General features: G+C 69.9%; 19 protein-coding genes. 7 read left to right on the top strand and 12 right to left on the bottom strand.

The annotated features are described in order from the left end of the window. The first annotated feature begins 61 nt into the window (after positions 1 to 61). On the top strand, positions 62 to 1,051 hold the full coding sequence (locus LWW96_RS07515) for a LysR substrate-binding domain-containing protein (protein WP_291485557.1): 990 nt from the start codon (positions 62 to 64) through the stop codon (positions 1,049 to 1,051). Then, positions 1,048 to 1,617 (top strand): NAD(P)H-dependent oxidoreductase, encoded by a 570-nt coding sequence (locus LWW96_RS07510; protein WP_291485555.1) that lies wholly within the window; start codon positions 1,048 to 1,050, stop codon positions 1,615 to 1,617. The genes LWW96_RS07515 and LWW96_RS07510 overlap by 4 nt, the downstream gene beginning before the upstream one ends. Positions 1,618 to 1,632: 15 nt before the next feature. Here LWW96_RS07510 and LWW96_RS07505 read toward each other — a convergent pair whose 3' ends face one another. Further along, complete coding sequence (locus LWW96_RS07505; protein ID WP_291485553.1) at positions 1,633 to 2,397, bottom strand: YdcF family protein; 765 nt, start codon at positions 2,395 to 2,397, stop codon at positions 1,633 to 1,635. A gap of 50 nt (positions 2,398 to 2,447) precedes the next feature. After that, positions 2,448 to 3,236, bottom strand: a complete 789-nt coding sequence (locus LWW96_RS07500) for an alpha/beta fold hydrolase (protein WP_291485551.1) — start codon at positions 3,234 to 3,236, stop codon at positions 2,448 to 2,450. Between the two features lie 142 nt (positions 3,237 to 3,378). Here LWW96_RS07500 and LWW96_RS07495 point away from each other — a divergent pair, with 142 nt between their 5' ends. Continuing rightward, positions 3,379 to 3,900 carry a flavin reductase family protein gene (locus LWW96_RS07495; RefSeq protein ID WP_291485549.1) on the top strand — a complete coding sequence of 174 codons (522 nt, stop codon included), beginning with the start codon at positions 3,379 to 3,381 and terminating at the stop codon, positions 3,898 to 3,900. 28 nt (positions 3,901 to 3,928) lie between these two features. On the opposite strand, the gene yccS is transcribed toward LWW96_RS07495, so the two are convergent. The 7 genes from yccS to LWW96_RS07460 all read right to left on the bottom strand — a co-directional run bounded on the left by yccS (position 3,929) and on the right by LWW96_RS07460 (position 10,148). After that, positions 3,929 to 6,136: a YccS family putative transporter gene (yccS, locus tag LWW96_RS07490; protein ID WP_291485575.1), complete on the bottom strand. Its 2,208-nt coding sequence runs from the start codon at positions 6,134 to 6,136 to the stop codon at positions 3,929 to 3,931. A 79-nt stretch (positions 6,137 to 6,215) separates the two neighbouring features. Beyond that, complete coding sequence (locus LWW96_RS07485) at positions 6,216 to 6,608, bottom strand: VOC family protein (RefSeq protein ID WP_291485547.1); 393 nt, start codon at positions 6,606 to 6,608, stop codon at positions 6,216 to 6,218. Between the two features lie 49 nt (positions 6,609 to 6,657). Next, positions 6,658 to 6,924 (bottom strand): cell division topological specificity factor MinE, encoded by a 267-nt coding sequence (gene minE, locus LWW96_RS07480; protein WP_015011987.1) that lies wholly within the window; start codon positions 6,922 to 6,924, stop codon positions 6,658 to 6,660. Between the two features lie 3 nt (positions 6,925 to 6,927). Further along, the gene (gene minD / locus LWW96_RS07475; protein WP_291485545.1) at positions 6,928 to 7,743 is read right to left on the bottom strand and encodes a septum site-determining protein MinD; all 816 of its coding nucleotides are present in this window, start codon (positions 7,741 to 7,743) and stop codon (positions 6,928 to 6,930) included. A gap of 47 nt (positions 7,744 to 7,790) precedes the next feature. Then, entirely contained in the window at positions 7,791 to 8,552 is a 762-nt protein-coding gene (minC, locus tag LWW96_RS07470; RefSeq protein WP_291485543.1) for a septum site-determining protein MinC, read from the bottom strand. A gap of 174 nt (positions 8,553 to 8,726) precedes the next feature. Continuing rightward, the gene (locus tag LWW96_RS07465) at positions 8,727 to 9,080 is read right to left on the bottom strand and encodes a proteophosphoglycan ppg4 (RefSeq protein WP_291485541.1); all 354 of its coding nucleotides are present in this window, start codon (positions 9,078 to 9,080) and stop codon (positions 8,727 to 8,729) included. A gap of 333 nt (positions 9,081 to 9,413) precedes the next feature. Next, positions 9,414 to 10,148, bottom strand: a complete 735-nt coding sequence (locus LWW96_RS07460) for a hypothetical protein (protein WP_291485539.1) — start codon at positions 10,146 to 10,148, stop codon at positions 9,414 to 9,416. A gap of 305 nt (positions 10,149 to 10,453) precedes the next feature. Here LWW96_RS07460 and LWW96_RS07455 point away from each other — a divergent pair, with 305 nt between their 5' ends. Beyond that, positions 10,454 to 11,377, top strand: a complete 924-nt coding sequence (locus tag LWW96_RS07455; RefSeq protein WP_291485537.1) for a DMT family transporter — start codon at positions 10,454 to 10,456, stop codon at positions 11,375 to 11,377. Positions 11,378 to 11,446: 69 nt separating this feature from the next. On the opposite strand, the gene pssA is transcribed toward LWW96_RS07455, so the two are convergent. Further along, positions 11,447 to 12,073, bottom strand: coding sequence for a CDP-diacylglycerol--serine O-phosphatidyltransferase (pssA, locus tag LWW96_RS07450; RefSeq protein ID WP_291485535.1), 627 nt, complete (start codon positions 12,071 to 12,073; stop codon positions 11,447 to 11,449). Positions 12,074 to 12,223: 150 nt separating this feature from the next. Then, a complete protein-coding gene (locus LWW96_RS07445) occupies positions 12,224 to 14,299 on the bottom strand; it encodes an acetoacetate--CoA ligase (protein WP_291485533.1) in 2,076 nt (691 codons plus the stop codon). A 503-nt stretch (positions 14,300 to 14,802) separates the two neighbouring features. Between LWW96_RS07445 and LWW96_RS07440 the strand changes: the two genes are divergently transcribed. Then, positions 14,803 to 16,356: a BCCT family transporter gene (locus tag LWW96_RS07440; protein ID WP_291485531.1), complete on the top strand. Its 1,554-nt coding sequence runs from the start codon at positions 14,803 to 14,805 to the stop codon at positions 16,354 to 16,356. Between the two features lie 34 nt (positions 16,357 to 16,390). Here the strand turns inward: LWW96_RS07440 and LWW96_RS07435 are convergent, their stop codons facing one another. Continuing rightward, on the bottom strand, positions 16,391 to 16,627 hold the full coding sequence (locus LWW96_RS07435; protein WP_291485529.1) for a DUF6139 family protein: 237 nt from the start codon (positions 16,625 to 16,627) through the stop codon (positions 16,391 to 16,393). Positions 16,628 to 16,932: 305 nt separating this feature from the next. Between LWW96_RS07435 and glgB the strand changes: the two genes are divergently transcribed. Both glgB and LWW96_RS07425 read left to right on the top strand, forming a co-directional pair. Beyond that, on the top strand, positions 16,933 to 18,873 hold the full coding sequence (gene glgB, locus LWW96_RS07430) for a 1,4-alpha-glucan branching protein GlgB (RefSeq protein WP_291485527.1): 1,941 nt from the start codon (positions 16,933 to 16,935) through the stop codon (positions 18,871 to 18,873). Further along, a complete protein-coding gene (locus LWW96_RS07425) occupies positions 18,860 to 20,953 on the top strand; it encodes an alpha-1,4-glucan--maltose-1-phosphate maltosyltransferase (protein WP_291485526.1) in 2,094 nt (697 codons plus the stop codon). Before glgB ends, LWW96_RS07425 begins: the two co-directional genes overlap by 14 nt. Positions 20,954 to 20,959: the final 6 nt, after the last annotated feature.

Genomic DNA, 20,959 nt, shown 5'->3' with positions numbered 1-20,959 from the left:
TGCTTTTGGAGGGCCTGACGCAGCAGACTCCGTGCTCCAATTCAGTAGAAAATCTACACTCATGAGCCCTCCCCCCGACCGCCTGCCCTCCCTGAATGCCCTGCGCGCGTTCGAGGCGGCAAGCCGCCACCTCAACTTCCGGCTGGCCGGTGTGGAGCTGGGGGTAACCCAGGGCGCCGTGGCCCAGCAGATCCGGGCGCTGGAGGCCGAGCTGGGGCTGAAACTGTTCGAGCGGCACCCGCGCACGCTGGCGCTCACGCACAACGGCCAACGCTATGCCACGGGCGTGCGGCGCTCATTCGACCTGCTGGCCGAGGCCACCCGGAGCCTGCGGCCCGAGCCCCTGCACGCCACCGTCAGCGTCACGCCGACCTTCGCCACCAAATGGCTGATCCCCCGGCTGGCCGACTACACGCGGCAGCACCCCAACGTCGACCTGCGCATCCTGGCCACCGAACGGCTGTCGCACTTCCACACCGAAGCGGTGGACCTGGCTGTCCGCTATGGCCGCCCGCCCTTCGGCCCGGGCCTGGTGGCGGACCTGCTGTTCGAGGAGTGCCTGGTGGCCGTCGCCAGTCCGCAGCTGCTGCACCGCTGCGGGCCGGCCCAGACGGCCGCGGACCGGGACCGCTACGTGTTGCTGCACGATTCGCAGTCCGCGTGGGCCGACTACCTGGGCCGCCTGGCCCCCGCCGCCGCGCAGGAGCCACCGCATGCGCCGGGCCAGGCGCCGGCCGATGGAACCGCGCCGCCCGCGCTCTGGTTCAACCAGACCACCCTCGCGATCGATGCCGCCCTGACCGGCCAGGGCGTCGCCTTGGTGCAGAAGGAGTTTGTCGCGCCGGACCTTGGCGCCGGCCGCCTGGCCAAGGTATGGGACGAAGAAGTGCCCACGGGCGCGGGCTACTACCTGGTGTCTCCCCGCAAGCAGCGCGCGCCCGAGGTCGTTGCGGGAGTGAAAGCCTGGCTGCTGGACCAGGTGGCCGCTGGAACCGCCGCACCTGCGCACGCCCAGCGGCTCCACCGGGGCGGCGCTACGATGGCGCCATGACCCCACCCACCGCCGCACACTACCTCTTTCTCACCACGTCCACCCGTGAACCGGGCCACATTGGCAACACGGAATGGCTGGCACGCCAGGCCGCCGCAGCGCAGCCGGCCGGCACCCTGCAGACCTGGCACGCCCTGGCGCAGATGCAGCTGCCGCCCTTTGTCGACCGGCGCCACACCACCGGCACCTATGCACCGCCCGAAGGGGATCTGAAAACCCTGCTGGACGCCACCCTGGCGGCCACGCACATCGTCTTCGTCTCGCCGGTCTACTGGTACAGCCTTCCCGCGCCCCTGAAGACCTACCTGGACCACTGGAGCGCCTGGCTGCGGGTGCCCGGCCTGGCGTTCAAGGAACAGATGAGTGCCAAGACGCTGTCGCTCATCGCCACCAGCGGCGACCGCGCCAAGGCCCAGCCCATGATCGACTCCGTGGCGCTGTGCGCACAGTTCCTGGGCATGCGGTGGGGCGGCGCCCTCTGGGGCAAGGGCGGCGCACCCGGCGCCGTGCAGGCGGACACGCCGGCGCTGGAAACGGCCAGGACCTTTCTGCTCCCACGCGGTTGACGGGCTGGAAGAAGGCTAAGAGTCTGCGCGGAACGTGCTTGCGCCACGCAACACAAGAATGCCCAGCCATTCGTGCAGCGCCAGGCTGCTGTCGACCAGGGCCGATGCGCGCGGCAGCAAGCGCTGCAGCCGGGAACCGGCCGGGGGCGCAAAGCCCATCGGCGCGGGATAGACCTCAAAGCCCTGCCGGCGGAACAGGTGGGCGGCGCGCACCATGTGCCAGCCGTGGGTGACCAGGGCGATGCGCTGGACGCCGGCGGCTTGCAGCAGGGGCGCGGACAGCGCCGCATTGCCTTGCGTGTCCAGCGCCTGGACCTCTGTCCAACGCACGCGCCCGCGCAGCTCGCGTTCGGCCACGTCCTTCATGGCGAGCGCTTCGGGGCGGGCGCCCCCCAGCGCACCACCGGTGGCCAGCAGCGGCAGGCCGGTCTGCCGCTGCAAGGCCACGGCATACCGCAGACGTTCCCGCGCGCCCCGGGCCAGGAGGTCGGGGCCGTTCTCGGGCGCCAGTGAATCAGGCCCGCCCCCCAGCACCACGATGGCCTGGGCGCGGGCCAGCTGCTCGGGCGTGATGGGCGGGTAGCGTTCCAGGCTGCGCACCAGGGCGCCCGAGACCGGCGGCCACGACAGTACCAGCACGGACAGCAGCGACAGCACCGCCAGGGACAAGCCGGTGCGCCGGTACCGACGTGCGATCCACAGGCCGACAAACGCGAGCAGGATGCTGAGCACCGGCGGCATGAGCAGCGCGGAGACAGTCTTTTTGACGACGAACCACATACAGGAAGGAGCCCCACGGGGAGCCAGCGCTCCGAGGGAGGTGGGAAAGCTCAGTGCAGGACCCGCGGGCGGGCCAAAAACTCCAGCAACGCCGCGTCAAAGCGGTCCGGGTCTTCGAGCTGCGGCCAGTGGCCGACATGCGGCAGGCGCAGGTATTCCGCGTCGGGCAGCACGTGGGCCAGGGCCTGCAATGCGTCGGGCGGCGTGCAGCGGTCGCTGTCGCCACCCACCAGCAGCGTGGGCACAGGCAGGCGCGCCAGCACCGCCGCTCCGCGGTCGAACGAGGTCAGCGCCTCCAGCGCGCGCCGGTAGGCGCCCGGGTACACCTGCGACAGCGCGTGGCTGGCCAGGCGCACGCCTTCCGGCAGGGCTCCCGTGCCGACGAAACGCGGCACCAGGGTGTCGGCCAGCTGCTGCATGCCGCCGCCCGATTCCAGCGCCTGCAGGGCCTGCAGCCGGGGCGCGACCCAGTCCTCGGCCGCCTGCGCATCCAGCGCCGGACCGCCAGCGCACAGCACCAGCCGCCGCACCTGCGCGGGCCTGCGCACCGCCGCCTCCAGCGCCACCATCGCGCCCATGCCATGCCCCACCACCGCCACCGGGCCGGCCTGCAGCGCGTCGGCCAGCGCCAGGCAGCTCTCCGCCAGCGCCTTGAAGGTATAGGGCTCAATGGGGGCACTGCGGCCGTAGCCCGGCATGTCCCAGGCCACGGCCCGGTAGCCCGCACTGGCCAGCGTCTCCACCTGGGGCGCAAACGTGACGTGGTCGCCGTCGGCATCGTGCAGCAAAAGCACGGTGGGACCCGATCCGAGGGTGGTGAAAGTGGGGAGAAGGGCCATGCAGTGAACCAGCAGTGGGGGTAAGGGGACGCCGACTTCAGAACACATCGCGCCTGAAACCCCTCGGCAGCGCAAAGGCGGGGGGCGCCCGATAATAGTTGCATCCTTTCCTGCCGCCGCTGCGCGCGCCGCGTGCCTTTTTGTGAACCGTCCCACCCACCGCCCCGCCCTGGCCCTGCCGCCCAGTTTCTCCACCCGCGAGTTCCGTGACGCGCTGGGGATGTTTGCCACGGGCGTGACCATCGTTACCGCCCGCACGGCGGACGGCCGCCTGGTGGGGCTGACGGCCAGCTCCTTCAACTCGGTCTCGCTGGAGCCCCCGCTGGTGCTCTGGAGCCTGTCCCACGGCGCCAGCACCCTGCCCACCTTCGCCGATGGCTCGCACTACGCCATCCATGTGCTGGCCGCCGACCAGAAGGGCCTGGCCGAACGCTTTGCCACGCGCGGCATTGACCGCTGGGCGGGGCTGGAACACCGCCCCGGCATCAGCGGCGCCCCGCTGCTGGCGGGCGCGGCCGCCACGTTCGAGTGCTTCAACCGCAGCCAGTACCAGGAAGGCGACCACACCATCTTCGTGGGCGAGGTGGAGCGCTGCGAACACCGCGAGGGCGTGTCGCCCCTGCTGTACCACGGCGGCAAGTTCTACACCGAGCACCCGCTGTAGGCGGCGGGGCCGGATCTCCTGAGCAGGCTCAGGGCTGCGCGAGCTGGCGGGCCTGGTCCTGCAGCTGCGGAAACACCTTGCCCACCAGCTGGAGCTGGGCCGCCATCAGGCTGTGCGGACCGGCGGCCGGGGGCGCGGCCGTGCCCCGCTCACGCGCCAGCTCGGCCACGGCCGGGGCGCCATGGGCCGCAATGCGCCTGCGCCGGGATGCCGGCACCCGCTGGATGCGCTCGAGTTCCCCCGCCAATTGCTGCAGCGACACCAGCAGCGTCTGCGCCAGCGCCTGCGTGCCCTCGTCCATCGGCCGGGCGGCCGCGCCGCCGCGCTGCGCCCCGAGGGCGGACAGGTAGTTGAGCTGCGTGTGCGACAGGCACAGAAAGCGGGCCGCCACGTCCACATGGTCGCGCACGCGCGCGGGTTCCTGCAGCATGGCGCTGTAGGCGTTGGACAGCGCCGCGTCCGCGTTGTGGGCATTGCGTCGCGCCAGGCGGTAGGCCAGATGGTCGCACTTGCCGCCCTGGTACTGGGCCAGGATCTCGCGCAGGTAGACCGCTTGTGTCTGCAACACCTGGGCCGCCAGCTGCGGCCAGTGGCGCGACTGCCAGTACGGCAGAACGGTCCAGGAGGCCACGGCGGCGATCAGGCACCCCACCACGGTGTCGAACAGGCGTGCGGAAATCACGCCGCTGGTGCTGCCCAGCTGGTGAAAGCTCAGCAGCAGCAGCGTGGTGACGGCAGCCGTCGCCAGCGTGTAGCGGGTGTGGCGCGCACCGAAGAACACGGCGCCGCCCAGCACCAGCAGGGTGGCCTGCACGCGGGCATCCGGCAACAGCTGGATCACGGCCCAGCCCAGGGCCAGCCCCAGGGCCGTGCCCTTGGCGCGCTGCATCAGCCGCGCTTGCGTGGCGGCATAGTGCGGCTGGCTCACGAACACGATGGTCAGCAGGATCCAGAACCCGCGCGGATCGGCCGTGGCCTGCATGACGCAGAACCCCGCGACCAGCGAGACGCTCAGCCGCAGGCTGTGGCGCAGCCAGGGCGATGCAAGCCGCGCGTGCGCACGCATGCGCCCCCACGCATCGGCCAGGCTGCGGGGCTCGCGGTCCAGCAGCGTGCAATCCGGGCTGTCCGCGGGAGCGTGGGGCGGCAGGGCCAGGGCGCCCGCAAACACGCTTGCCAGCGCGGTCAGGTTGTCGCCCAGCGCCTGCAGCGACCGCAGGGCGCGGCCCTGAACGGCCTCTGGCGCCGCGCCGTCCTCCATCGCCGCCCGGTGGGCCATCGCGGCCTGCATGTCTTCGATGGCGCGCGCCGTCGCGCCCCAGTGCTGCGGTTCGGACTGCGTGCCGATGGCCTGCGACAGCTTGAGCGCCTGCTCCCCCAGCAGCGTGAGCACGCGCTGGCAGCGGTAGAGCACGTCGCTGTGGAAAAACGCCTGGGCCAGCAGGTCGTAGTGCTCGTGGGAGGAACTCACGCGCTCGTGCACGTCCTGCGCGGCCAGGTACTGGTGCATGGCGGTGCGCAGCCACAACGGCGGTGTGCCCCGCCCCATGCGGCTGATCAGGCTCTCCTTGGTGGCATTGAGCGCGTCCACCACGCGCCCGTTGTGCAGTGCCAGCGCCATGCGGCGGCGCTCCAGGTCCACGTCGCGCACGGGTTCCAGCAACAGGGCCTTCAGGCGCAGGTATTCGCCCAGCAGGGCGTACAGTTTGGCCAGGCGGTCGCGCACCGGGGCGCGCGGCAGGGCAGCCGTCCAGCCCACCGAGACCACGCCGTACCAGACCGCGCCGGCCAGCATCAGCGGAAGGGCCTGCCGCGCCGCATCACGGCTGCTGTGCGTGGCCAGCCCCGCGTAGATGAAAAGCACCAGGGAGCCGAAGGCGATGGCGCGGTAGCGCTCGCTCAGCGCACCCAGCATGGTGATGGCAAAGGCCGACACCGCCAGGACAGCCATGAGCAGCCAGGGCGAAGCCATGGTCGCCCAGACGGCCCAGGCCATGAAGCCGAAACACGCGAGCGCCAGCCCCTGGGCGCGCAGCCGCCCGCGCCAGCTGTCGTCCGTTTCCGTCAGGGCGCTGGCGATGACGCCCAGCAGCACCGGCATGAGCTGCGCCTGCCAGCCGGACCACCAGCCCCACGCCAATACCGCCGCCAGGGCCAGAAAGGCCCGGGCGCCGCGGGTCACGCCCTCATGGTTGCGCGCCTGCTGCCAGCTGAGTTTCCAGTTTGTTTCCACCACCAAGGCCTTGTTCAGGGTTAACCCTGATATCGAAGCAATTATCGGGCCGCAATGGGCCGGCGCGGGCGTGCGCCCCCGCTCAGGCCGGTTCGTGGCAGCACACGCAGAGCTTGTTGCCCTCGGGGTCGCGGAAATAGGCGCCGTAGTAGTGGGCGTGGTATTCGGGGCGCAGGCCCGGGGGGCCTTCGCAGGTGCCGCCGTGGCCCAGGGCCAGGGCATGGACGGCGTCCACCGTGGCGCGGTCGGCGGCGAGCAGCGCGTTCATGGCGCCGTTGCCCGGCGTGGCGAGCCGGCCATCAAAAGGCCGCCCGACCAGGAACAGCGGGCGCGCAACGCCGGGCTGCTGCCACCCGGCCCAGGGCCGCTGGGCTTCGGTGAAACGCAGCACCAGGCCCAGGCGGGCCATCACGGGGGTGTAGAACGCCATCGCACGGTCGAAGTCGTTCACGCCGACAAACACATGGGACAACACGGTCTTGCCTCCTGGCGGGCGGGTTGCGGCGCGGGGCCCGGTCCGCGGGTCAGCGCACGGTGTCGGGCAGCTCGATCTTCACCTCCAGCACCTCCAGGTTGTCCTGGCGCTCCAGGTGCACCTTGAGGTCGTCGGGGTTGATCTTCACGTACTTGGAAATCACGGCCACCAGCTCGCGCTGCAGGGCCGGCAGGTAGTCGGGCTCGGAGGCATTGCGACCGTTGCGCTCATGCGCCAGGATGATCTGCAGACGCTCCTTGGCGACGCTGGCGGTCTTCTTTTTTTCTCCCAGCAGGAAGGACAGGAAAGAGGCCATGGGTCACTTGCTCCCGAAAAGGCGCTTGAAGAAGCCGGGCTTCTCGGCATCGATGAAGCGCAGGGGTTTTTCCTCGCCCAGGAAGCGCGCGATCACGTCCTTGTAGGCCTCGCTCACGTCCGAGCCCTGGGCGTGGATGGCGGGCGTGCCCTGGTTGGACGACTGCAGCACCACTTCCGATTCGGGGATCACGCCGATCAGCTTGATGCGCAGGATGTCCTGGATGTCCTCCAGGCTGAGCATCTGGCCGTCTTCCACGCGGCTCGGGTTGTAGCGCGTGATGAGCAGGTGCTCCTTGATGGGCTCGCCGCCTTCGATGGCGCGCTTGGTCTTGCTGCCCAGCATGCCCAGGATGCGGTCGGAGTCGCGCACGCTCGACACCTCGGGGTTGGTCACCACCAGGGCCTCGTCGGCGAAGTGCATGGCCATGAGGGCCCCGCTTTCGATGCCGGCAGGCGAGTCGCAGACGATGTACTCGAAGTCCATGGCGGCCAGGTCCTTGAGCACCTTTTCCACGCCGTCCTGGGTGAGTGCATCCTTGTCGCGCGTCTGGCTGGCGGCCAGCACGAACAGGTTGTCGCACTGCTTGTCCTTGATGAGGGCCTGGTTCAGGTTGGCCTCGCCGTGGATCACGTTGATGAGGTCGTACACCACGCGGCGTTCGCAGCCCATGATGAGGTCCAGGTTGCGCAGGCCGACGTCAAAGTCGATCACGGCGGTCTTGTGGCCGCGCAGGGCGAGGCCGGAGGCAAAGCTGGCGCTGGTGGTGGTCTTGCCAACGCCACCCTTGCCGGAGGTCACGACGACGATTTTGGCCATGTGTTGCTAGTTCTCAGTGGGTTGAAACGAATGGGGGAGGTGCGGTGTCAGGCCAGCGGCTCGATCAGGAGCTTCTCGCCTTCCAGCCGCACCTGGGCGGGCTTGCCGCGCACGTTGTCGGGCAGCTCCGTCTCGGTGGTGCGGTAGATGCCTGCAATGGAGACCAGCTGGGGCTCCAGGCAGGTGGAAAAGATGCGGGCTTCGGTATTGCCGCGCGCGCCGGCAATGGCGCGGCCGCGCAGCGGGGCATAGACGTGGATGTTGCCGTCGGCGATCACCTCGGCGCCAAAGCTGACCACGGCCATCACGACCAGATCGGCGCCGCGCGCATAGACCTGCTGGCCGGAGCGCAGCGGCTTGTCCACCACCACGGTGCCGGGTCCGGCCACGGGCACTTCGCGGACGACCTCGACCTCCCGCACCACTTCACGGACCACCTCGCGTACCTCGGGCGCCGGGGCCTCGGCGCGGGCGGGCGGCGCATCGGGCGCGGCGGCCAGGCCGGCGGCGCGGGCGGCTTCCATCTGCGCCGCGTTGCCGCCGCGCACGGCCACCGGCAGGGTGCTGTGGCGGCGCAGTTCGGCCACCAGGGCCGCAAAGTCGATGGGAGCCTCGGCATCGCGCACCGGCGCCAGGTCGATCAGCACCGGGTCGTTGTCAAAAAAGCCCGGCGCATCGGCCACCCGCTCGGCCAGATCGGCCGCGAACTGAGCGGCGTCGGTGGTCTTGAGCAGCACCGCCACCACGGGCAGCGAGGCGCTCTTGAGGTCAAAGCTGGTGCGGGCCTGGGCCGCCGTGGTAAGGGCCATGGATGCGGGAGGGGGGATGAAGCGCGGGAACCGGTTGCAGGAGGCGCAAAGTGTACCGTGGCCCCGTGTAAGGACGTGTTCCAAGGCGCCCCCATGGTCCCCGCCAGGCCACGCCGGACGCAAAAAAGCCCGGCGGGCCTGCCCGCCGGGCTGGTGGCGCGTGGCGCGGTGGTTCTAGTTGCGGTCGGCGCGCGCAGGCCGCGTGCTGCCGGACATGCTGCCGCTGTCCGTGGAACTGCCCGCGCCCATGGAAGAGCCTGCTGCGCTGCCCGAGCCGGTGCCCGAACCGCTGGTGCCCATGCCGGTATTGCCCGCCGACCCCGCGCTGCCCGTGGCGCCGGTGCCGGTGTTGGCACCCGGCGTGCCGGTGGCGCCCATGGGTGTGTTTTGCGTGCTCTGCTGGCCGGCGCCCGTAGCGGCATTCGGCGAGGCGGTGGTGGGCGGCGTGCCCTGGGCCACGGCGGCGCCCGCCAGGGCCAGGGTGGCCACACCCGTGAGCAGGCTCTTCAGAAGGTTCGATGCAGTCATTTCGCAGCTCCTTTGGTATCGGTGAAAGACAAAGTTCGCCAGCGGCATCGCCAGCTGCCTCCACCCTAGGGCCTTGCGGGGCCCGCAGCGTCAGCCCCGGGCCGCTGCGCGTGTCGGACAGGGCCTGCCGTGGCAGCGCGAATCCACCGCGCAGCGGGCATGCCGGTGCTAGGAGTCTGCGCGGCAGAAGGAGCATCGGCTGCAACGCGCGATAAACCGGTCTCGCGCGGTACTACCTCCTCCGCCCAGGGGGCCACCCTGGGCTTGTCGGTAGCACCACGCGATCCTCGGTTTTCGCGCGTTTCGCTTCGATGCCTTCTGCCGCGCAGACTCCTAGCGCGACGCGCCGGCGCCCCCCTGGATGCCAAAGAACTGCGCGGCCGGCTGCGTCTCGGGCAGCACGTACACCACGGCCCCGGTGCGCCGCACGGCGGGGCTCAGCACCTTTTCGTAAAACGCGACGGGCAGGTTGATGCAGCCAAACGAGATGCGGTTGTCCGCAGGCGTCGGGGATGCCAGCCGCTCCAGCCGCCGCTCAGACTTCACCTTCGCCCGCACGCGGTGCATGGACACGGCGGCGTCGTAGTCCACCCACACCACGTCCTCGCCGCTGGCGTTGACACCGGGCTCGGCCACAAAGCGGCCCGCAGGCGTGGTGCGCTCGGCGGGCAACACCTGGGACAAGGGCTTGTCGCCAATGCCGGGCACGGTATGGTCCCCCACGGCCGAGCCCAGCAGCGCGGGCGCCGCGCTCTGCAACCGTCCATCGCGGTCGAACACGTAGACCTTGGCGTCCTTCTTGTCGACCACCACAACCGCACGCTGGCCGTGGTCGCCCGAGCGGAAAGCCCAGTCACCCACCGTGCGCGCGTCGGCAGAGGGGCTCTCGCCGCCCCACTGCGCCACGCGCGGCACTGGCGCGGCCGCCCCCGCCGACAGCGGCAGCGATCCCGCCATGAGCAACGCCAGCGCGGCGGCGGGCCACAGGGCGGGGCAACAGCCCCGGTGTGCAGCACTGCGCAACTGCGGGGGGCGGGCCTGGACAACGGTCTCCGATAGAGGCGGCATGCAGGGATCTCCGAAGAATGGCGGCAACAAAGGGGCAGGCCCACCACCTTACTCCTGGCGCGTGCGAATGGCCCTGCGCAGCCGCGCTGGGCGATGTAGGACGGCACCGACACCTGCGGGCCGACGCCCGATGGTGTAATCCCCTCCGCCGCTGCCAGCGGTTCCGGATGCGAAAGAATGCTCTGCGCCGCTATCCATGGAGCGCGCCAAGCTCCCTGGCGCACTGCCCGCGCCCAGCCGTAGCGCGCGTTCTGCTCCGGGATTCTGGACTGTCTGCCCTCCACCGACCCCAACCGCCCACCGCCATGGCCTTTGCCCGCAAGCCCCATCTCGACACCCTGGCCGTTTCGCTGCTGCTGGCCTGCTGCATGTTCTGGGGATTCCAGCAGGTGCTGGTCAAGGCCACGGTGGCCGAGGTCGCGCCCGTGTTCCAGGCGTTTGTGCGCTTTGCGCTGGCCAGCGCAGCCATTGCTGCCTGGTGCGTGTGGCGCGGCGTGCGTCTGTCGAGCGCGGGCGAGCCCGCCGGGGCCGGGCGCGCGGGGCTGCTGGCGGGCGCGCTGTTTGCGGGCGAGTTCGCGTGCATCTACCTGGGGCTGCAGTACACCAGCGCATCCCGGCTGACCGTGTTCCTGTACGCGTCGCCCTTTTGGGTGGCGCTGCTGCTGCCGCGCTTCATTCCGGGCGAGCGGCTGCAGGGCGCCCAGTGGCTGGGGCTGGCGGCAGCCTTTGTGGGCGTGGGGCTGGCGCTGGGCGACGGGCTGCTGGGGCCCGCCAATGCCGCCCTGCCCCGCGCCTGGGTGGGGGACCTGCTGGGGCTCGCAGCGGGGCTGATGTGGGCGCTGACCACCGTGGTCATCCGCTCCACGCCGCTCGCGCGCGTGGCCCCTGCCAAGCAGCTGTTCTACCAGGTGGGGGTGAGCACGGCGGTGCTGCCCGTGCTGTCGCTGCTGCTGGGGGAAGCGTGGGTGTGGCAGTTCAGCCCATTCGCCTGGGGCTCGCTGCTGGCCCAGGCGCTGGTGGGCGCGTTCGTGAGCTACCTGGCGTGGATGTGGATGCTGGCGCACTACCCGGCCACGCGGATTTCGGTGTTCGTGTTTCTGACGCCGGTGTTCGCGCTGCTGTTTGGCGCCTGGTGGCTGGGCGAGCCGATCACGGCCGGGCTGGTGGCTGCGCTGGTGCTGGTGGCGGCGGGCATCGTGGTGGTGAACCGCAAACCCGCTGCGGCCTGAGGGCACACCATTGAAATAGCCCTCCAGCGCCCTGTGAACGGGCGCTGGCAGCTATCTTTTCAGGAGCATTCAGAGCTTGGGGATCTTGATCCGGCTGATCATCAGCGAGCCCGACGCCGCGAACAGCAGCACCAGCGGGTGCAGCGTGAAGCCGCCGATCAGCACCTTGCCGAACCACAGGTTCTCGCGCACCGCGCCCATCCACGCGGCCAGGGCCAGCAGGGCCACGAGCACGATGGAGGTGGGGATGGGGGTGCCCTCGAAGTACTTGACCTTGCCGTCGTCGCCTGACAGCGTTTCGGCCGTGACGTTGTAGCGCGCCAGGCGCGAGACGCCGCAGGCCACGAAGTAGGCCAGCACGATGCGGTCGTACAGCCCCTGCATGCCGCAGCCGTAGGCGATGATGGCCGGCGCCACGCCGAACGAGATCACGTCCGCCAGCGAGTCCAGCTCGCGGCCCATGGCCGAGCTTTTCTGGCGCCAGCGGGCAATGCGGCCGTCCAGCACGTCGAAGATCAGCGCGGCCAGCACCAGGGCGGCGGCGAAGTACACGTGGCGCACATCGTTCGTTTCCAGGTACGTCATCGACGAGAACAGCGCGCCCACGCCGCACACGGCGTTGCCCAGCGTGAACCAGTCCGCCAGGTGGAATTCGCGGATCATCGAAAAGCGTTTGGGATGGGCGGGCGGGGTCATGGGCAAAACTCTCCTGCGGTGCGCGGGGGCGGGGGTGCGCATTATGGCGAACCGCACAGTGACGGGCGTTCCCGTAGGGTGGCGGGCGTTCCCGTAGGGTGACCGCTGCGGCGCCCCGCGTATGTCAGCGGGGGCCGTCTCTTCGGGCAGCTATGCCGCCGACGCCGCGCCGCCGCGCTGGCGGGCAAAGGCCACGTACCAGTCCAGGCAGCCGGGGTTGGCCATGGCGTCCTTGTTGACCACCTTCTCCAGTGGCTGGCCCAGCAGCAGTTTCTTGATGGGCAGCTCCTGCTTCTTGCCGCTCAGGGTGCGCGGCACCTCGGCGACCACGAAGATGTCGTCGGGCACGAACCGGGGGCTGAGCGCTGTGCGGATGGCGGCGTTGATGCGCGCGCGCAGCGCCTCGTCCAGCGCATGGCCGGGGCGCAGCACCACGAACAGCGGCATGTAGCTGTCGCGGCCCAGGTATTCCAGGTCCACCACCAGGCTGTCCAGCACTTCGGGCAGGGACTCGACGGCGCTGTAGATCTCGCTGGTGCCCATGCGCAGGCCGTGGCGGTTGATGGTGGCGTCGCTGCGGCCGTAGATGATGCAGCCGCCGTTGGCGCCGATCTTGAGCCAGTCGCCATGCCGCCACACCGGGCCCATGTCGGCCGGGCCGTCGCCGCCACCGGGCTGGCGGCCGTGGCCGGGCGGGTACATGTCGAAGTAGCTCGACAGGTAGCGCGAACCATCCTTGTCGCCCCACAGATACAGCGGCATCGACGGAATCGGCTGGGCGCAGACCAGCTCGCCCACCGCGTCCTGCACGGGGCGGCCGTCGGCGTCCCAGGCCTCCACGGCCGCGCCCAGCATGCGGCACTGCATCTCGCCGGGCACCTGGGGCAGTTCGCGGTTGCCGCCGATGAAGGCGCCGCAAAAGTCCGTGCCCCCTGAAATGTTGTCCCACCAGATGTCCGGGGTGCCGATGGCCTCGAACTGCGCCGTGCCCCACTGCTGCACTTCGGGCGCCAGCGGCGAGCCGGTGGTGCCCAGGGCGCGGATGCGGCTCAGGTCGCCAAAGGCGCTGAGGGTGATGCCGGCCTTCATGCAGTTGGCAAAGAATGCCGCGCCCGCGCCGAAGAAGGTCACTCCGGTTTCCACCGCAAAGCGCCACAGCACGCCCCAGTCGGGGTGCTCCTTGCTGCCGCCGGGGTTGCCGTCGTAGATGACGCAGGTGGTGCCCGAGAGCAGGCCGCTCATCTGCGCGTTCCACATCACCCAGCCGGTGGAGCTGTACCAGTGGTAGCGCTCGCCAAAGCTGTTGGCCTCGTAGCTGCAGCCGATGTCGTTGTGCAGCGCCTTGAGCTGCAGCGCCACCAGCATGCTGCCGCCGTGGCCGTGCACGATGGGCTTGGGCAGGCCGGTGGTGCCGCTGGAGTAGACGATCCACAGCGGGTGGTCGAACGGCAGCCACACCGGCTCAAACGCAGCGGCATCGGCATTGTTTTTGCCTGTAGCGCTTGTCCAGCTTGCGCAACCAGCTATCGAAACAGTAGCATCCAGATTGCCCAACAGCACCACGTGCTGCACGCTGGGCAGGGCGGCGCGCAGCTCGGCCAGCACGCCGGTGCGGTCCAGGTCGCGGCCGCCGTAGGTCACGCCGTCCACGCTGATGAGCACCTTGGGCTCGATCTGGCGGAAGCGGTCGAGCACCGCATGCGTGCCCATGTCGGGGGCGCAGATGCTCCACACGCCCCCGATGCTCACCGTGGCCAGGAAGGCCACCATGGCCTCGGGCACGTTGGGCAGGTAGGCGGCCACCCGGTCGCCGGGCTGCACGCCCTGCGCCTGCAGGTGCAGCGCCAGCGACGCCACCTGGCGGCGCAGCTCGGGCCAGCTCATTTCGCGGTGCTGGCCTTTTTCGTTGCGGCTGATGATGGCGGGCAGGCCCGCGGCATCGGCCGGCTCCACGTGCCGCAGCACCTGGCGCGCATAGTTCACCTGCGCGCCGGGAAACCACTGCGCGCCCGGCATGGTGTTCTTCGCCAGCACGGCCGTGTGCGGCGTGGGCGACTGCAGGTCGAAGTAGTCCCACACGCTCTGCCAGAAGGCGTCCAGCTCGGTGACGGACCAGCGCCACAGCGCGTCGTAGCTGCCGAACTGCAGGCCGCGCTGGTCGCGCAGCCAGTCCTGGTACAGGCGGATCTGGGGGATGTAGGGTGGGGTTTTGTGTGTTGTCTCCATGGCGACGCAGCGTACCAGCGGGCCCTGGCGCTGACCATGCGGGTACGTCTCCAAATTGACAGCATCCCTGCGATGGACTGCGGTATTTCCCGCGACCTTCGTGGGGTGTTACATAAAATTGCGGCTTCTTCCTTCCTGCGTGCAGCTTCTTTGCTGGAGGAGGGCCGCCTCTCCTGGCGCCTTCCTACGCAGATAAACCGCCTTGCCGCGCCACCGCTGCGCGCATCGGCACGGAAGCAGCGGCCCCCCGGTCCCCGGTGTGGCTGGGCTTCCTGGGCCACGCCTTGCTGCGTTGGGCCTGCCCTTTTTTCGTGATGTGCTGCGGCACGCCCGTGTCTGCCCCTTGGCCGCGCATTTGCGCGCACCAGGCAGCCGGAAGGCCGCCCTCCGTCGTCTTTTGGCCGACGGAGCCGCCCGGGTTTTGCCGCTGGCGCCGAAGCACGCGCCGGTGCCTGATAGCGCCGGGCAGCACATCCTTTGTTGATCTTCGAGAAAGGTGACCCATGGAACTTCTTGTCTCGGCGGGGCTGATCCTCGCCATCGTGCTCTGGGGCGTGATGGCCCCCAGCGCTCTGGGCACCGTGTTCGACACGGCGCTGGCCGCCATCACGCGCAACTTTGGCTGGTTCTACCTGTGGGTGGTGCTGGGCCTGGTGGCAATGGCACTCATCCTGGCGTTCAGCCGCTATGGCGACCTCAAGCTGGGCCTGGAGGACGACGAGCCGGAGTTCTCCATCGGCGCATGGTTTGCCATGCTGTTTGCGGCGGGCATGGGCATCGGCCTGGTCTTCTGGGGCGTGGCCGAACCCATCTCGCACTACGGCGCGCCGCCTCCCGGCATTGCGGCCCAGACACCCGAAGCGGCCAACGCGGCCATGCGCTACAGCTTCTTCCACTGGGGGCTGCACCCCTGGGCGGTGTACAGCATCGTGGCGCTGTCGATTGCGTTCTTTCAGTTCCGCAAGGGCGGATCGGCACTGGTCAGCACGGCGGTGATGGCGCTGCCCTGGGCGCCGCTGCAGCGCATCGGCCCGCTGGTCAACATCCTCGCGGTGATTGCTACCGCGTTTGGCGTGGCCGCATCGCTGGGCATGGGCGCACTGCAGATCAACAGCGGGCTGCATGCGGCCTTCGGTCTGCCGGTGGGGCCGGCGTCGCAGGTCGGCATCATCGTGGCAACCACGGTGCTGTTTCTGGCGTCAGCGGTAACGGGCGTGGCCCGGGGCATCAAATGGCTGTCCAGCATCAATCTGCTGATGGCAGCCGCGCTGGCATTGGCCGTCTTTGTGCTGGGCCCCACGGTGGCCATCATCGACACATTCACCAACACGCTGGGCAGCTACCTCACCGAGTTTGTGCGCATGAGCCTGCGCATGACGCCGTTTCGAGACAGCAGCTGGGTGGGCGGCTGGACGGTGTTTTACTGGGCCTGGTGGGTGAGCTGGTCACCCTTTGTGGGCCTGTTCATCGCGCGCGTTTCGCGCGGGCGCACCATCCGTGAATTCATTCTGGGCACCGTGCTGGCGCCCACGCTGGCGGCGTTCGTCTGGTTCTCGGTGTTTGGCGGTACCGCGCTGCACATGGAGATCATGCAAGGCGTGCCGCTGGCCGAAGCCGTCAAGACCGATGTGTCCACCGCGCTGTTTGCCCTGTTCAATGCCTTGCCCCTGGGCACCGTGATGTCGTTCGTGGCCACGCTGCTGGTGCTGGTGTTCTTCGTCACGTCGGGCGATTCGGCCACGCTGGTGCTGGGCATGATGAGCACCGGCGGCCAGGAAAACCCGTCCGCCCGCGTCAAGATCATCTGGGGCACGCTGGTGTCGGGCATCGCCATCAGCCTGCTGCTGGCGGGCGGCGTCAAGGCGGTGCAGACCGCCACCATCGTCTTTGCGCTTCCGTTCACCGGCGTCATCCTGCTGATGGCGCTGGCGCTGTGGCGGGGGGTCAAGGCCGACTGGGAAGCCGACGACCGGCGCGATCGCGCCCTGCGCAAGCGCATGCGCGCCATGGTGGAGCCTGCCGGCAGCAACAGCGTGCAGCAAGGGCCGCGGCCCTGACGGTGCCTGCCCCGGCGGACGCCGGGGCAGGCACTCAGCGCGTCATGTCATGCAGGCTGGTGATGGCGTAGCCCTTCTCGCGCAACTGCGCACCGGGCTCGTGGATGCCGTATTCCTCCCAGTGCGCACGGGTTTCGTCCAGCTCTCGCCCGGAGGCTTCGCTCTCCCAGTCGGTATTGATGGCCTCCTGGGGAATGGGCCGGCCCTCGGGCACGGCGAGATGCGAAAACTTGCCCTCGGCTTCGGGGCGGCGGTAGATATCCACGCGCATGGGTGCGTCCTTTGGTAGCGGATGGAGGGAAATGCCTGAGCCACGCACCATACCCCATGCGGGGCAGCGGGGGCGTAGGAAAAGGGCACAACCCGCACCACCAGTACCCCCCGCGCCCCCGGACCGGCCCGGCGCAGGACCCGTCCGACAGGCGCGCAAGGCCTTGTCTTGCAAACCGTTGCGCCGCTGCCGGGCGGTCGGCGCGGCCCGGCTGTGGGCCAATGGGAAGCAGTCTCTTCGTGCCGCCCTGCTTCGCAGGCGTTGGCCGGCAGGCCCGACCACCCCGCGAGAAGGAAAACCACCCCGTGCAGGCACCGCCCACCCCAACCCCCTTCACCGCGCACGACGCCTACCTGTTCCGGGAGGGAACCCATGCGCGGCTCTACCAGGCCCTGGGCTGCCACCTGGAGCCGGGCGGCCGCGGCGCTTGGCTGGCCGTGTGGGCGCCCAACGCGGCGGCGGTCTCCGTGCTGGGCGACTGGAACGGCTGGAACGGCGAGGCCGACCCGCTGCGCCCGCGCGCCGACGACAGCGGCGTGTGGGAAGGCCGCGTGGCCGGCATCGCCCACGGCGACGCCTACAAGTTCCGCATCGTCACGCGCAGCGGCCAGTGGCTGGACAAGGCCGACCCGTTTGCGGTGTATGCCGAGCCGCCCCCCGCCACCGCCTCGCGCGCCTGGTCGCTGGACTACGCCTGGGGCGACAGCCAGTGGATGGGCAGCCGCGGCCCGCGCAACGCGCTGGAGGCCCCGATGTCCATCTACGAGGTGCACGCCGGCTCGTGGCGGCGGCGCGACGGCGCCTTTCTGGGCTACCGCGAACTGGCCCATGCGCTGGCCGACTACGTGGTGGACATGGGCTTCACCCACGTGGAGCTGATGCCCATCACCGAGCACCCGTTCTACGGCTCGTGGGGCTACCAGACCACCGGCTACTTTGCGCCCACGGCCCGCTACGGCACGCCGCAGGACTTCATGTACTTCGTGGACCACCTGCACCAGCGCGGCATTGGCGTGCTGCTGGACTGGGTGCCCTCGCACTTTCCGACCGACGCGCACGGCCTGGCGGGCTTTGACGGCACGCACCTGTACGAGCATGCCGACCCGCGCCAGGGCTACCACCCCGAGTGGAACTCGGCCATCTTCAACTACGGCCGGCACGAGGTGCGCAGCTTTCTCGTGTCCTCCGGCCTGTTCTGGCTGGACAAGTACCACCTGGACGGGCTGCGCGTGGATGCGGTGGCCTCCATGCTGTACCTGGACTACGCGCGCCAGCACGGCGCGTGGATTCCCAACCGCCACGGCGGTCGCGAGAACCTGGAGGCCATCGAGTTCCTGCGGCACCTGAACCGTGCGCTGTACCGCGACCACCCCGACACCGTGAGCATCGCCGAGGAGTCCACCGCCTGGCCCATGGTGTCGCGCCCCCTCGAGATGAACGGCCTGGGCTTCGGCATGAAGTGGAACATGGGCTGGATGCACGACACGCTGGCCTACCTGAAGGAAGACCCGGTGCACCGGCGCTACCACCACCACAAGCTCACGTTCTCGATGGTGTATGCGTTCAACGAGAATTTCGTGCTGCCGCTCTCGCACGACGAGGTGGTGTACGGCAAAGGCTCGCTCATCAACAAGATGCCCGGCGACGACTGGCAGCAGTTTGCCAACCTGCGCGCCCTCTTCGGCCTGATGTGGACCCACCCGGGCAAGAAGCTGCTGTTCATGGGCGGTGAATTCGCCCAGCGCAGCGAATGGACGCACGAGGGCGAGCTGGACTGGGGCAGCCTGCACTGGGGCCGCCACCAGGGGCTGCAGCAGCTGGTGAAGGCGCTCAACCGCGTGTACCGCGACGAGCCCGCGCTGCACGAGGTGGATTTTTCTGCAGAAGGCTTTGCCTGGGTGGAGGCCGACGACACGGCCCACAGCGTGATCGCCTTCCTGCGCAAGCCCCGCGCCGACCACGCCGGCGCGGCGCCGGTGCTGGTGGTGTGCAACTTCACGCCGGTGCCGCGCGAGAACTACCTGGTGGGTGTGCCCGCGGCAGGCTACTGGCAGGAGATCCTGAACACCGACGCCCGTGAATTCGGCGGTGCCGGCTGGGGCAACCTGGGCGGCGCCCACACCAGCCCGGTGCGCTCGCACCACTGCACGCAGTCGCTGTGCCTGACGCTGCCGCCGCTGTCCACCCTGGTCCTCAAACCCCTGCCGCCGGCCCCCGGGGCCGCCACCGACCATGCCCTCGACTGACACCACCCCCCTGCTGCTGCAACCCGCCGCCGACAGCCCGGCCGCCACCTGGTCCGGGGACGGGCGCGTGCGCGCCGTGGTCGAGACCGTGCTGCCCGCCGTGGACGGCGGCCGCTTCGCGGCGAAGTGCATCGCGGGCGAGGCCTTCACCGTGACCGCGCACTGCTTCACCGACGGGCACGATGCGCTGCGCGTGGTGCTGTCCTGGCGCGCAGAGGACGCCGCGCAGGCCAGCGAGGTGGCCATGGAAGCGCTGGGCAACGACGAGTGGCAGGCCCGCTTCGTGCCGCCCACGCCGGGCCGCTACCGCTACACCGTGACGGCCTGGGTGGATGCCTTCCTGTCGTGGCGCCGCGAACTGGCGCGCCGCGTGGACCCGGGGGACATCCGCCTGGCCGCGCGCGTGGGGGCACTGGAGATCGCTGCGGCCGCGCAGCGCGCCACGGGCAAGGACCGGGCCGCGCTCACGGCGTGGGCCCAGGCGCTGGAGGCCGGCGCGCAGACCGACACGGACGGCGACGGCGCGGCCGCCGCCGCCCAGATCGCGGCGCTGCAGGAGCTGGCGCTGGACGAGGGCCGGGCCGCCCTCATGGCGCGCTACGCCGACCGGCGCCATGCCTGCCGCTACCCGGTCGAGCTGCCGCTGGTGGCCGACCGGGAGCGCGCGCGCTACAGCACCTGGTACGAGCTGTTCCCCCGCTCGGCGGGGCCGACGCCCGGCGCGCACGGCACGCTGCGCGACGTGCAGGCGCGCCTGCCGGCCATCGCGGCCATGGGCTTCGACGTGCTGTACCTGCCGCCCATCCACCCCATCGGCCGCGTGCAGCGCAAGGGCAAGAACAACGCGCTCGTGGCCGGGCCCGGCGACGTGGGCAGCCCCTGGGCCATCGGGGCCGCGGAGGGCGGGCACAAGGCCATCCTGCCCGAGCTGGGCACGGCGCAGGACTTCCGCGCGCTGGTGGACGCGGCCCGCAGCGCCGGGATGGAGGTGGCCCTGGACATCGCCTTCCAGTGCGCGCCCGACCACCCCTATGTGCAGGAGCACCCCGACTGGTTCCGCTGGCGGCCCGACGGCACGGTGCAGTACGCGGAGAACCCGCCCAAGAAGTACCAGGACATCTATCCCTTCCACTTCGAGTGCGACGACTGGCAGGGGCTGTGGACCGAGCTCAAGAGCATCTTCGAGCACTGGATCGGCGAGGGCGTGCGCATCTTCCGCGTGGACAACCCGCACACCAAGGCCTTCCCGTTCTGGGAATGGGTGATCACCGAACTCCAGCGCAAGCACCCGGACGTGATCTTTCTGGCCGAAGCCTTCACCCGGCCCAAGGTGATGCACGGGCTGGCCAAGCGGGGGTTCACGCAGTCGTACACCTACTACACGTGGCGCAACACGAAGGAAGAGCTGGTGGAGTACTTCACCGAGCTGGCACACGGCCCGGGCAAGGACTACTTCCGCCCCAACGTGTGGCCCAACACGCCCGACATCCTGCACGAGCACCTGCAGGGCGGCGAGCCGGCCGTGTTCATGTCGCGCCTGGTGCTGGCGGCCACGCTGTCGGCCAGCTACGGCATCTACGGGCCCGCGTACGAGCTCATGGAGCACCTGCCGCGCGAGCCGGGGAGCGAGGAATACCTGGATTCGGAGAAGTACCAGATCCGCCACTGGGACCTGGACCGCCCCGGCAACCTCGCCAGCTTCATCGCCCACGTCAATCGCATCCGTCGCGACAACCCTGCCCTGCACCGCAATGAGGGGCTGCGCTTCCTGCCGCTGGACAACCCGGCGCTCATCGCCTACGCCAAGCGCTCTGACGACGGCCGCAACACGGTGGTGACGGTGGTCAACCTCGACCCGCACCACACCCAGTCGGGCTGGGTGAACCTGGCGGCGGCCTGGGTCAACGGCCCCGGCGCCGAAGGCGACCCGTGGCAGATGCACGACCTGCTGAGCCAGCAGCGCTTCGTGTGGCAGGGGGACTGGCATTTCGTGCAGCTCGATCCGCACCGCATGCCGGCCCACGTGTTCGCGGTGCGGCGGCGCGTGCGCCGCGAGCAGGACTTCGACCACTTCGAATAACCATTG

The organism is Acidovorax sp. (assembly GCF_021287135.1).
In the GTDB taxonomy this organism is placed as follows: Bacteria; Pseudomonadota; Gammaproteobacteria; order Burkholderiales; family Burkholderiaceae_C; genus Acidovorax.
This window is presented reverse-complemented; position numbering and strand designations above follow the sequence as displayed.